11 protein-coding genes are annotated in these 12760 nt (G+C 35.9%); 1 reads left to right on the top strand and 10 read right to left on the bottom strand.

Annotated elements, in window-relative coordinates:
• From cas7i to cas6, 3 genes are read right to left on the bottom strand one after another with little or no spacing between them, the layout of a single operon-like run.
• Positions 1–903 (bottom strand): type I-B CRISPR-associated protein Cas7/Cst2/DevR, encoded by a 903-nt coding sequence (gene cas7i, locus GXX20_07170; GenBank protein ID HHW31437.1) that lies wholly within the window; start codon positions 901–903, stop codon positions 1–3.
• Positions 896–2566 (bottom strand): hypothetical protein, encoded by a 1671-nt coding sequence (locus GXX20_07165; protein HHW31436.1) that lies wholly within the window; start codon positions 2564–2566, stop codon positions 896–898. Before GXX20_07165 ends, cas7i begins: the two co-directional genes overlap by 8 nt.
• Positions 2567–2581: 15 nt before the next feature.
• Positions 2582–3310 (bottom strand): CRISPR-associated endoribonuclease Cas6, encoded by a 729-nt coding sequence (cas6, locus tag GXX20_07160; protein HHW31435.1) that lies wholly within the window; start codon positions 3308–3310, stop codon positions 2582–2584.
• 319 nt (positions 3311–3629) lie between these two features.
• Here cas6 and GXX20_07155 point away from each other — a divergent pair, with 319 nt between their 5' ends.
• Positions 3630–4370: a SagB/ThcOx family dehydrogenase gene (locus tag GXX20_07155; protein ID HHW31434.1), complete on the top strand. Its 741-nt coding sequence runs from the start codon at positions 3630–3632 to the stop codon at positions 4368–4370.
• Positions 4371–4376: 6 nt separating this feature from the next.
• Here the strand turns inward: GXX20_07155 and GXX20_07150 are convergent, their stop codons facing one another.
• The 7 genes from GXX20_07150 to GXX20_07120 all read right to left on the bottom strand — a co-directional run bounded on the left by GXX20_07150 (position 4377) and on the right by GXX20_07120 (position 12588).
• Positions 4377–5120 (bottom strand): GntR family transcriptional regulator, encoded by a 744-nt coding sequence (locus GXX20_07150; GenBank protein HHW31433.1) that lies wholly within the window; start codon positions 5118–5120, stop codon positions 4377–4379.
• 143 nt (positions 5121–5263) lie between these two features.
• A complete protein-coding gene (locus GXX20_07145) occupies positions 5264–6595 on the bottom strand; it encodes an FAD-dependent oxidoreductase (protein HHW31432.1) in 1332 nt (443 codons plus the stop codon).
• Between the two features lie 393 nt (positions 6596–6988).
• Positions 6989–8092: a hypothetical protein gene (locus tag GXX20_07140; protein HHW31431.1), complete on the bottom strand. Its 1104-nt coding sequence runs from the start codon at positions 8090–8092 to the stop codon at positions 6989–6991.
• An 86-nt stretch (positions 8093–8178) separates the two neighbouring features.
• Positions 8179–9237, bottom strand: a complete 1059-nt coding sequence (locus GXX20_07135; protein HHW31430.1) for a substrate-binding domain-containing protein — start codon at positions 9235–9237, stop codon at positions 8179–8181.
• Positions 9238–9405: 168 nt separating this feature from the next.
• Entirely contained in the window at positions 9406–10248 is an 843-nt protein-coding gene (locus GXX20_07130) for a carbohydrate ABC transporter permease (GenBank protein HHW31429.1), read from the bottom strand.
• Positions 10248–11162, bottom strand: a complete 915-nt coding sequence (locus tag GXX20_07125) for a sugar ABC transporter permease (protein HHW31428.1) — start codon at positions 11160–11162, stop codon at positions 10248–10250. The genes GXX20_07130 and GXX20_07125 overlap by 1 nt, the downstream gene beginning before the upstream one ends.
• An 88-nt stretch (positions 11163–11250) precedes the next feature.
• Positions 11251–12588, bottom strand: a complete 1338-nt coding sequence (locus GXX20_07120; GenBank protein HHW31427.1) for an extracellular solute-binding protein — start codon at positions 12586–12588, stop codon at positions 11251–11253.
• Positions 12589–12760: the final 172 nt, after the last annotated feature.

Genomic DNA, 12760 nt, shown 5'->3' with positions numbered 1-12760 from the left:
TTATTCCACTTCCTGCATTTTAATTTCATAAGTTTCATAAACCCAATTCCGAATAGTTTTAAAACATTCTCCTAAAGATACATATTTATCTGTATCTTTATCGAAGAATCCTTTTCTTTCTCCTATTACGTGATAGATTATTTGGCTTTCAAAGTCTTTAATTGTATTATCTATTAGTTCTATGTTTATTCCTCCTTTACCATTAATTTTTATACTTTCCATAAAAATTGGATTTTTAACAGACATCAATGCAGCACAAACAAATTTAGGAGAGATGTCAGATAAAAACCTACTCTGTCTGCCTACAGTCCACAAATTTTGTATAGCATTGACTAAAGCTATTACTCTTTTAGCTTTTTCTTCTTTTTTTAGATTCAGCTCATATTTATCTCCTATTGATTTCACACCGATTCTATCCAGTTCTATTAAAATTGTGCCACAATAATAACCAGAATGAATTTCTGTTTCAAAGATATTTGGGTTTCCTCCAACACCTACTGACATATAATTTGTTGCAAAATCAAGTTCTCCTAAATATGGAGTTAATGCAATAAGTGGAGATACTCTAACCGGACTTGTTCTTTTGATCGTGTTTGTCGTTGAAGCATTCATAAATCCAAATAAATCATCGTCAATATACTTTTGTGGCTCGCACTTTGTAGTAGCTGCACCTTTTTCCTGTTCTCCTGCTACTCCTTCAGATAAATCAAATCCCATGACTGCTAATTGCTCTCTTAATGCTCTTCTTATAGCTTGAGAAGAACAATAGGGATAATCTTTACCATCATCCTTCCTAATTTTTTTAATACTAGAAATATTATCAATTTCCTTATCAGACCCGTTCAAAGATGCATAATTTGCTTTAGTTAAGTATGTAATAGTTAATGCCTTTGCTTTATTCATCTTTTTTATCCTCCTTCTTCTTATTAAAATAATAATTATAGTTATTTAATGCACCCATAATGCAATATGCTTTAAAATCTTCAAATGGTACCTCATTCAATATACCTTCCAAAATCTTGTTAGAAACTGAAATTCCATATCTAAATTGAAGTGTATTTATTTGTGTAATAAAATCCGTTACTGTACGAGATTTTCTTAACATATACAAATCGCCTTTTATTTTTTTTAGGATCTCTTCATTTTCACCTGAAGCAACATAAGGCTGATATATTATTTGTTTACCAAGATTTACAGCGACCTCAATTTGATCCCTATTCATGATATCCTCCTTTATTATTAAATAATATTCTATTAATGGATTCAGTAGGCTTGATACATTGATAAATTCATTATTTAATGACTTCCTAATCGTTATGCCTTCGATATCAGAGAGTATACAATGTCGATTTAATATTTTCCTTAATATTTTGTTTCTAGAAGGTAATAAGTTCCCATTTGAATCTGTTTCGTAAAGGGAATTGTAGAATTTCTTTATATCCACTCCTTTTTCTAAAAAATGTGTTATCAGTCTATATGCATAACAAACATCATTGTAATAAATCATTTCTTTAGTAAAAAATGTTTGACCTTTTTCATCTAGCACTAAAACTATTATCTCAATGGGTGCAGTTATTATATCTTCTATAAATCCATAAAATAAGTTGCTTCCATTTTGTTCAATATCAATGGAATTACTCTTTAGAACATTGTATGAATCAACAAAATAAGCCCACAGTAGCTCATAGGACATTTTTGCTTTACTAATTAAGCCCTCAGGATTTAATCCAATATTTTTATAAAAATATTCCTCATCTATTCCACGCAAAACTGAACTACAACCGATTTTTTTTTGACAATTAATGTTATGTTCTAAATTCGGCGAATTTAAAAGTAATATAGATAAACTTGATCCATCCTTCCTATAATTGATTGTCTCCATGGTAAATTTAGATATAAGTTCACATTCCCAACATATTTTTGCTGGTTTATTACCTTGAGTATGAAATGATTGAGTTGCGTTTTTACTAGCAAATAAGAAAAAAGATGGTTGAGATATTTCATTGCAGTTACTACTCAATTTTCCACATACTGAACAAGTTGTTTGTCTTTTAATGTTTTCTTTTGGCAATATTTTAATTTTTGGATGGCATTCAGGCAAAGTGAGTAGTAGAGCTTTCTTTTTACCCCATAGAGATCTCCCTGTTTCTTTTAAATAATTATCTACCCTAGTTTTTAAAGATTTATCCATGATATTATCGTAATTTATATATTCAGCTTTCCAACTACTTCCTTTAACAAACATACCTACAACTGGAGTTGGGTTTCTTCTTGGTGCTAATGACAATTCTCCTGTTTTCTGATTATAAACGACTAATTCAAGCTTTTCTTTCTGGGATTTGGTAGATACATTCCAATACGAAAAAGCCAAATTATCGTAACAATGCTGTAAAAACTCCCTGATTTTTTCTTCATTTTCTCCTTGAATGACTAGACTATCTGAGTCAAATGCAAGACAAATATTTTCACATTTTTCATCCTTTATAAGCCTGCTCGCAATATAATATAAGCCTACAATTCCGGCATCAAACCACCAGTTATTTCTAACACTTATTCTATATTCCATATTTCCCCCCCTTTCCTATACTATTTCCACACATCCAAATCCCTGGCTGTTTTTACTTCCAAATCCAGTGTCAATGCCTACTTGCAATAATTTCTTATCTCCTTTCACAATAAACTTTCCTGTTGCTCCCTTTATTACAGTATCTTTATAATAAACTAAGTTTTGTCTTGCCCGTCCTACTGGAGTAAAACTAATCCAATCATATGCAACCAGATTATCGTTACTTAAAACATTATATTTTTTTACCAGATTCTCGGTAATAATCCTGCTGAAGTCGGATTCTTCAGGCCTAAAATAGCATGTATATTTGCGCCCGTCCGGCCTGATTAAAGTACTATAGGCGACAATTGGAGATAAAGTCTTGATCACAATTTCATCTTTTTCGATTTTCTTGTTAATTACTTGCATCTGTTCAGTTTTTATATAGTTTTGTCCAAGATATAAGATGTCCCTTTGCAGCATATAATTAGCTATTGACTTACAAAAGTACTCCAGGGGAGAAGCAACAACAAATTCTATCTTCTTTCCAAAGCTAAAGCTTTGTTCCTCTTTTTTTCCTTTACAAAGTATGTTGGAGAAAGAGAATAGTTTAAAACTTCTGCCGTTTGATATGTATCCATATTCATGCAGAAAAGCAGCCAACCTCTTATCAATGTTGTTATATATAAACGCTTGTATCAGGTTGTTGTAGTGGATTGGCAGAATAATATCTTTTTCACTGGAAAAACTAAGTTTTATTTGCATATTACTCCTCCGTTATACACTTGAGTTTAAATAACTTGACTAAGATGTTCATGAATCGCCTTATTAACAATGATTAATTATGGGTAAGCTTTTAGTTGAATGTACCTTAGTTGACATATTCTATATAAAATGAGAAATTCCTTCTTAATTTTACATTTTTTTATACTAATGATAAAAATTTAATCAAAAACAATACCTATCTATCTCTTAATAATCATCATTTTTTTACCAAAACTTTATAAATTACTTAACTGTAGTATAATAAAAATAATAAATTGCCAACTTAATAACAGGAATAATAAGATATTATCAGGAGGGCATTATGAAAGATATTGGTAAGTATTTTCTAGAATACACAAAATACCAGCATTTGGATGAATCTGCTCAATCAAAGAATTTAAAACAGCCTCCTTTGGAACTTGAGTATGATATTACGAAAAAACTGATTCCTCTGCCTGATCCCAAATCTCTTAACATTGGCAATTTGCCATTAAAAGACGCGATAAACCAAAGAAAAAGCCTGAGGAATTATTCCTCTGTCCCCTTATCCATTGAAGAACTGTCTTATCTCCTCTGGTGCACCCAGGGTGTGAAGAAGGTTGTGGATACAAGAGCCACTTTCAGGACAGTGCCTTCTGCAGGGGCAAGACATGCTTTTGAAACTTATCTCTTAATTAATAATGTTGAGGGGTTGAAACCGGGATTATACAGATATCTTGCTCTTGAGAACAAGTTAATTGAGATCGACCTTTCTCCGGACATTAAGGATAAAGTAGTTGCAGGATGTCTAGGCCAGGGTTTTGCAGGTCTTAGTGCTGTAACATTCATTTGGGTGGCAGTAACTCACAGAATGACCTGGCGTTATGTAGAAAGAGGATACCGCTATTTGTTTCTGGATGCAGGGCATGTATGCCAGAACCTGTATCTTGCGTCAGAGAGCATAGGCGCCGGTGCTTGCGCAATTGCGGCTTATGATGATGATGTCATTAATAATGTTCTTGGCCTGGATGGACAGGATTGTTTTGTGATATACATAGCCCCTGTAGGAAAGAAAGCATGAATCTGCCTATTTTCTTTTTTTCATGGTAATGGAAAACTTGATTATGTCGCTTCGCAGCCAAATATATGCACAATCAATGCACCGTCCTGAATTGTCATATACAATCTGCTCAACGTACATTAAGGGATATCCTTCTTCAACCTCTAAAAGTTGTGACAACTCTTTGGTGGCGGCAACTGCATTGAAAATACGCATACCTATGTCAATTTGAATATTGCAGTGAATCTTTAATTGGTTGTAAAGTGATGACAGGTTGCTTTCATTTATAACAAAACCGGGACACAGGCTGCAGGGAATGTGATTTATAGAGTACATTGCAGCCTTGTCTCCTATTCTTCTCAGACGTTTAATCTTATATATTTTTTCATTGTTGTCTCTTAGGTTCAAGTGGCTCTTTATCTGTTCATCAGGTGAAACAATATCCATTCCCAATAATTCTGTATTAAAATTAATTCCCTTTTCAGTAAGATCCTCGAGAAATGATACGAATCTTGTACTGTCTATTTCATGCACATAACCGATCGGCTTTACAAAGCTGCCCTTGCCATGAATTTTATATATTGCCCCCTCATTTACCAGCTCATTTAAAGCCTGACGGACAGTCCCTCTTGCCACATTGAACAGGGCGCATAGCTCTTCTTCTTTTGGGAGCTTGCTGTGTGGTGCCCATTCTCCTTTATCAATTTTATCTTTTATATATATTTTAATGCGTAAATAAGCCGGAATCTTTTCCAATAGGGAATCTAACATGTATTTGCCACTTCCTCTAACTTTTTTATGCTTCGCTTGGGGATTCAGTGGAGGGCTTGCAATCCCCCACTGAAAACCTTGTTATTATAATTTGCATCAATTCAGCTCCCGCTAAAAGAAACGGGAGACTTCCTGATGCCTGGTTAAATCAACGCTTTTTGCTTGATTAAAGTATCCTGCAAAACTGATACGTCCAATGAAGAAGGGTTAACACCGCTCTTTACCGCAAGCGCGGCAGCAGTTCCTGCAGCCTGCCCCTGAGCCATGCATGCCCCCATTATTCTGGCAGTTCCTACTGCTTCATGAGTGGCGGACAGGCATCTTCCTGCAACCAACAGGTTCTTGAATCCCTTAGGTATTAAGCACCTATAAGGTATGCTGTAGGATCCTCCGTTTTTAATAAACTGGAAACTGGTCCTCCCGCCCTTTGGATCGTGAATATCAATTGGATAGGAGCCTCTTGCAACAGAATCCTCAAACTGCTTTCCTGATAGTACATCCTCTTTTTGCAGTGTATACTCTCCGACTATATTCCTGCTCTCCCTTATGCCTATGGGAGAAGAGTTTATCAGGTGGGATTTTTCGAATCCTGGAACTGATTCTTTCAGTATATTTACTATGTCATGAACATTCCTGCGTTCTGATATCTCTCCTTGTGTCAGGCTCAATGCATTTGTTGAATCAACATTAACTGTCCTTGTGGCATTTATATATACTTCATCTTCAATTAGCGAGACTGCAGTAAAGGTTATTTCTTTTCCGTTTTTACCCACAAAATGTCCTGCCAGGTGTATTGGCCCCACATTATCAGAATTTAATTTTTTCCCTATAATAACTCTGTTGTGCCATTCCTTCCAGCCTGTAATGCCCTGTCCATTTTTCAAAGCTTCAAGGAATTTATTCATATCAACGTTACCCATCTTGAAAAGGATAGAAGAATTCTGTATACGTTCCTTGGGCTGCATAGGAACATTGCACATGTAGGCAATATCCGCATCACCGGTACAGTCTATGAAAACTTTTGCGGCATAGGTTTCCTTTCCTGACTTATTGAATACTTCAATACCTTTTAAGACATCCCCTTCAACAATTACACCGGTTACCATTGTATAGAAAAGTATGTCACAGCCTGCCTCTAACAGCATTTCCTGGGCCACATACTTATATACTTCAGGTTCAAAAGGTACAAGGGAGAAACGGTATCTTTCATCCATCCAGGTAGCCCCAAAACATGCCTCCAGGCACCCGCCTTCTTCTTTCATTCTGTCAATGAGTTCCTGCGCAATACCTGCATTTACTTTATTGTCACAACCATCGTACATCCCAAGAAAAGGAATGCCGTATACTGCTGTTCCTCCAAGATGGCCAAATCTTTCAATCACCAGGGTTTTTGCGCCATTTCTGGCCGCTGCTGTAGCCGTAATAACACCTGCTGTACCTCCTCCGGCAACAATTACTTCATAATCTTTATTCATTCTAATCTTTCCTCCCAAAATTTAATGATAGCATATTAATATAAACCACTCTGAAGAAACTTCCTGTCTATTTAACTCAAAAACAAAAAAATATGTATGTGTTATAGTTGTCTATACATCTATTTATAAATTAACTTAAAAACCATTCATTGTCAATATAGTAGTTAAGGCTAGCATCATAATCTGTCAGCTTTCACCCAGAAAGAAACCCTGATAAAACAAATAAAACTGCAATAGAAATTAATCCAAAATTAAGCCAACCTGTTGTTCCGGCTTAAGGCATATGTTTATAAGAAGCCTCGCAACAGGTTGGACAAAACCATATTAGATCATGCATCAAGAAGTAATTAGTTTAAAGTGGGAACTTAATTGATGTATGTAATATAGAGGTTGCTAATATCTCCCGTATTCTTCTACAATGTCATGGACTAGCTTAATCCTGCTTAATTTTGTTCCCGGAGGTACCTGGTCACCGGCTGACTGCACCAGTCTGCTGCTTATCTTTCTCAAGTCCAGCCATTCCCTGACATGGGCAATAAAGTCTTTTTCACTGGTTTCAGGAAGCCACATGCAAGGAGATATGCCTCCGAAAAGTACCATATCATTTCCGGCTTGTTTTCTCATTTCAATGGGTGTAAGGTCACCCGTAGGTTTCGGGGTGCATGCGTCAGCCACATCTATACCCGCTTCCGCAACTACTCCGATTATATTATTTAGCATACCGTCTAAATGGGCCGATACAGTTTTTCCTGCCTTATGCATACGGTCTGCAATATTCTTGTAATGATTAAAGCTGAATCTTCTGAAAATTTCCGGGGGCTGGACATCGCTTGACAGATTGTCTCCAAATATAAAATGAGGAGCTTCAGAACCGCAGCATATATCAACCGCTTCCAGATGTTTTTCATTATATGTCCTGATATACTTTTCTACCAGTTCAGGTTCATCATAGATAGCATATATTGTATTTTGTACTCCCATATAATAGGAAATAAGCGAGCCAAGGCCCGTATATCCAAGGCTTGGGAATCCTAAACCTACATCTCCTCCAATTTCCTCAATCAGTTTCCAATTCTCGTATTTAGGTCTGAATTTTCTTCTTTCTACTGCGTAAGTCAATATTTTAAGATCTTCCGGAGTTTCAACCATCAGCTTGGATATATCCCAGGAATAACTGATTGGATTCCACTTTCTCTCCATGCGGATTTCGCCTATTGGAGTAACGTACCTTTCTACCGCAATATCCCCTTCAAGTTCTCTAATCCTTGAAACCCCGTCTTCATAATATTCTTCAAAAAGGCTGCCTACCTCCACGTACCATCCTGCCTTCACTTCCCTGTGAAGATCAACAATTTCTTTTGTTCTGTTGCTGATAGTGAACAGGTTCCACATTGTCCCTGCCTCGGCTCTGTACCAGTGTCCCAGGTCTGCAAACCACGGTACTCTGTCAGGTGTTTCCCTGTTTAATACTTTTAATAATCTTTCTCTTTCAGTCATATGTTATCCCCTCCCTATACTGGTAATAACTTGATGGCAGAAAATTTCACCCTTAAGAAAATTTCTGCCACCAGGCTTTGTTATATTTATAAACTTAATCTATATATTAGTTCAGGCTTTATTGACTTTTTCACATTTTCTTTTCTTCCATTTTCTATCTGGTCCATAAGAAGCCTCAGGGCTTCAACCCCTACCTTTTCTGAAGGATAGGCAACAGCTGTAAGTGGCGGTGTCATGAACTTAGAATATATAGTGTCATTAATTCCAAGTATTGATATATCCTCAGGTATTCTCTTGTCAACATTATTAATTGCTTTCCTGAACTTGTGAATTATATAATCACTGCCTATTAAGCCGTCTATGGACCTTACAAATTCCTCCAGGTCCTGTTCTCTAATCTCAATTTCATCAGGCCAGTTTTTGACCATATTACGGTCAATTTCTAAATTCTTTTCAAGATGTGCCCTCTCATAGCCTTCATAAATACGTCTGTCTACACTGGGACTGTTATTCAGAATCAATGCTATTTTTTCTTTACCCCTGTCCAGCATTGTTCTGGTTCCCAGGTATACACTTTCAGTGAAATCCACATACAAATAATCTGCTTTTATAGAAGAAATCTCCCTGTTTATTATGACGGTTGATATGTTTTTATTTACTATCTTCCTTATTTCCCCTTCGTCATAATCTTCCGGAGTGGGCGGAACCAGTATCATGCCATCCACTTCAAGATCAATAAAACCCTTTAAGCCTTTATAAAAATTACTGCTTTTATTAAATGAGTTATAAGGTACTAAAAAATAGTTATCTTTCAATTCTTTCTGAATGCTGTTAAACATTAGGGCTTCAACATTATTCTCCAGGCTGAAATCAATTAGCATAACGCCTATGATTCTCTTACTCTGTCCTGTGAGATTGTTTTTATGAGCAACAAAAGTGCCTTTCCCCTGCTCAACATATAATAAACCCTCATTGACCAGGTTAGAGATTACTGAATTTACTGTAATTTTGCTTATGCCATATTTTTCTGCAAGATTACGTATAGAGGGAAATTTTTCTCCCGGTTTATACTCACCGCTCATTATCTCATTTTTCAGGAATTCATAAAACTGCTTTGATTTTCCAATTGTCTCAAACCGGCTCATTAATATGTATATACTCCTTAATTTTTATATTCTCTGATATGTACTAGTGTCTTATACACTTATATTATATTACTTTTTTCATATTGCACAAGATATATTTTTCAAAAAAATTTTGCATATAAAAAAACCCTTTCCACCACATAGAAAGGGTTTTTTTATATTTTATATTTAACCTTTAACAGCACCTGAAACAACACCTTGCACGAAAGCTTTCTGCATGAATATAAACAGAATTATTACTGGTGTACTTACTAACAGTGCCGCTGAAAATACAAGATCCCATCTATTAAATTTATTTGAAACAAATGTGTATAGTCGATAAACCATCGTAAACATTCTTGCATCAGTAAGTGTTATCATAGCAACAATAAGATCGTTCCAAATAGATTGTCCACGTATTATAATTACTGTACCTGTAATAGTCTTCAACAAAGGCATGTAAATTGTAACATAAGTCTTAAATATTCCACAGCCATCAACAATAGCGGCTTCACTAAGCTCTTTTGGTATTGACCTCATAAAACCAGTATATAAGAATACAACGATTGACATTGATGTGGCAACAAAAATCATGCAGGTTCCAAAATAAGAATTTAGCAGATTCAACTTCTTCAGCAATATTACTATAGGTATCATAATTGACTGAAATGGTATGGTAATTACTAGTATAGTAATTAGATACATTGTTTTTAATACTTTTGTATCAACTACTGCAACTGCAAAACCCATTAATGAGCCAAAAACAATCATTATAGTCAAACTTATAACAAGCACTATAATATTATTCATGATAGCTTGAGGATAATTCATTAAATCAAATGCATTTTTAATACCATCCAGTGTAAGGGTCGAAAAATTAATCTGAAGAGGCCTAAACATTATTTCTTCCCTTGGCTTGAAAGCATTGATGATCGCAATTACAAGCGGAACGGCTGTTAAAGCTGAGTAAACCAATAAAAATATAGTTGTCAGTAGGTGCTTGTCTTTTATCTTGTTTTTATTTTTAGCCATTATGTACGCACCTCCCTCTTGAGTAGGATCTTAAGTTCAATAGCTGCTATGATTACTGCAACTCCTGTTAACATTGCTGCCTGTGCTATGGCTTTACCATACTGGTAATCATGGAAGTATGTCTGATATATCCATACAGGAAGTGTTGTTCCAAACTTTCCTGGTCCACCGCCGTTTGTCAAGGTATATGGGAGGTCAAAGGAACCTATAATAGCCATACTTGTTAAAACAACATTAATTGTAATTGAAGGTGCCAGGAGCGGTAAAGTTACATATAAGAATTCCTGCCATTTATTTGCCCCTTCAATATTTGAAACTTCATAAAGTTCTACAGGAATTGACATGAGGCCTGCATAATAGATAACTACATAATAACCCAAAGCATACCATATTATCGTAATTCCTATGGAATAAATAATCATCTTGGGATCCCCTAGCCATTCTGGTATAAGGTTTTCAGGGACTCCTATTAACATTAATGCTTTGTTAATTATTCCATTAGTATAATTAAAAAGAATTCTCCAGATAAATCCTACAACCACCATTGCCAGCAGGCAGGGGAAGTAAAGCACAGACTTTACAAAATTGCCTAATTTCTTCCCTACTTGCACAATTAATACGGAAACAAGGATTGCAAGAGTATTCAGACCTAAAACATATAATAAGGCAAGTTTAATTGTATTTGTCATTATCAGCTTAAAGTTCATATCATTAATAATATTTTTAAAATTTGCTAATCCGATAAATCTGGGAACAGTGCTGGAAACACTGTAGTCAGTCAATGAATACCCAATATTCATAAATAAAGGCGTAAATACAAAAATCACTACAGATAAGATCGCAGGCAGAGCCATTAATATACCTACTCTGGCCCATACCTTCTTATAGTGGACTGATGGCCTTTTCCCATTCATCTTTGTCGACCTCCTCGGATGTAAAGTATTTTAAATATATAGGGGAGTATTACCTCCCCTATATAATATAAAGAGACTTACTTATTTATTAATTCTGTTTGGACTGTATATATTCTTTCTGCAAGGGATTCAAAACTGCTCCAACATCAGATGGTTTCTTGGCACCAGTAAGTGTATCCTGTCCAAACATACGCATTGCGTTGTAAACTGAGCTTGGGAACAATTGGAAAGCTAACGGGCAAGCAAGTTGTAACTTAGTAATCTCTTCTGCGCCAGCTTGCAGTCTTGGGTCAATTTTACATCCAGGAACAACATCAAGTGGATAAATTGGGATAGTACCTGTTTCATTCTGGAAGTTTTCATAGTTTTCAAAAGCACAGTAATTGAAGAAAACTAGTGCCAACTCTTTGTTTACATTAGGAGTTCCGCCAATACCGAATCCAGTTTCTGCTCCCATTAATCCTACTATCTCTTGACCTGGTTCGTTCCAAGGAGGCAGGAATAATCCAACGTTATCTCTTATAAGGATATCTCCGGCTGACCAGGAACCCTGGAATGTCATTGCAACTTCGTCATCATTGAATAATCTTACAGACTCAGCATAGTCAGTTGACAAATAGCCTTTGTTTACATATCCCTTTTCAACTAAGTCAACATTCTTCTGGAAGATTTCAACCCATTCCGGACCGCTGTAGTCATACTCAGTACCTAAAGTTTTTTCCACTAATTTTGGATCTTTACGGAAAATACTATTTGCTACACCGGCAGAAATGAAGGTGTGACCAAACATGTTGGGGAAGCCTCCGGGCCAGGACAATGGAGTAATTCCAGCCTGTTTTAATTGTTCACAGGTAGCAAGGAATTCATCCCAGTTGGTTGGCAATTTTTGGATTCCGGCTTTTGCAAAGAGATCTTTGTTATAGTATATAAACATAGCTGCTACACCATAGGATACACCATATTTAACTCCTTTTGGTGTAGTCCACTGTGCCTTGATAGCATCTAACTGATATTTCCAAGCATCGGTTTCAGAAATATCTCCGAAATAACCTTTATCAGTATATGTCATATACCAGTCAGAGACGTCAACGCTGGTTACATCAGGCATATTTCCGGAAGCAATCCTGGGCTCCAGGTTTTCTGTTCCTGAGTTACCGGTCATTGTGTTTAAATTAACCTTAATATTGGGATATTTTGCTGCAAATCCTTCCTTAATTTGATTAATAACCTCCGGATATGAAGACAACCATAGTAATGCATCAATTTCGCCGCTTAAAGCTTTATCACCTTGTTCGCCTTCAGTTTTAGTATCTCCCTGCTTAGTCTGATCTGCTCCCTTGTCTTTCTTTCCGCCGCAGGCTACAAGCGTAAAGATCATGCATAAAGCGAGAGCCAGGCTAATTCCCTTTAGCCAATTTTTTTTCATTTAAACTCCTCCTTAAAGATATTTTTGTTCTGTTAACTTAATAATAAAAATGAGACCTGAAACGCTTCTGGTATAATGGAAATTGCCACAAACCATTACCTCCCAGAAAGGAGCGTTTAGGTCTCATGACTATTATACCACCAAACGTTGTATGTCCAAGATGTTTTTCAAA

The sequence above is a fragment of the Clostridiaceae bacterium genome (assembly GCA_012840395.1).
Taxonomy (GTDB): domain Bacteria; phylum Bacillota; class Clostridia; order Acetivibrionales; family DULL01; genus DULL01.
This window is presented reverse-complemented; position numbering and strand designations above follow the sequence as displayed.

Excerpts from the sequence above, each read along its gene's own strand:
- GXX20_07140 (HHW31431.1), bottom strand. The coding sequence starts at position 8,092 with ATGACTGAAAGAGAAAGATTATTAAAAGTATTAAACAGGGAAACACCT.
- cas6 (HHW31435.1), bottom strand. The coding sequence starts at position 3,310 with ATGCAAATAAAACTTAGTTTTTCCAGTGAAAAAGATATTATTCTGCCA.
- GXX20_07145 (HHW31432.1), bottom strand. The coding sequence starts at position 6,595 with ATGAATAAAGATTATGAAGTAATTGTTGCCGGAGGAGGTACAGCAGGT.
- GXX20_07120 (HHW31427.1), bottom strand. The coding sequence starts at position 12,588 with ATGAAAAAAAATTGGCTAAAGGGAATTAGCCTGGCTCTCGCTTTATGC.
- GXX20_07150 (HHW31433.1), bottom strand. The coding sequence starts at position 5,120 with ATGTTAGATTCCCTATTGGAAAAGATTCCGGCTTATTTACGCATTAAA.
- GXX20_07130 (HHW31429.1), bottom strand. The coding sequence starts at position 10,248 with ATGGCTAAAAATAAAAACAAGATAAAAGACAAGCACCTACTGACAACT.
- GXX20_07135 (HHW31430.1), bottom strand. The coding sequence starts at position 9,237 with ATGAGCCGGTTTGAGACAATTGGAAAATCAAAGCAGTTTTATGAATTC.
- GXX20_07125 (HHW31428.1), bottom strand. The coding sequence starts at position 11,162 with ATGAATGGGAAAAGGCCATCAGTCCACTATAAGAAGGTATGGGCCAGA.
- GXX20_07165 (HHW31436.1), bottom strand. The coding sequence starts at position 2,566 with ATGGAATATAGAATAAGTGTTAGAAATAACTGGTGGTTTGATGCCGGA.
- cas7i (HHW31437.1), bottom strand. The coding sequence starts at position 903 with ATGAATAAAGCAAAGGCATTAACTATTACATACTTAACTAAAGCAAAT.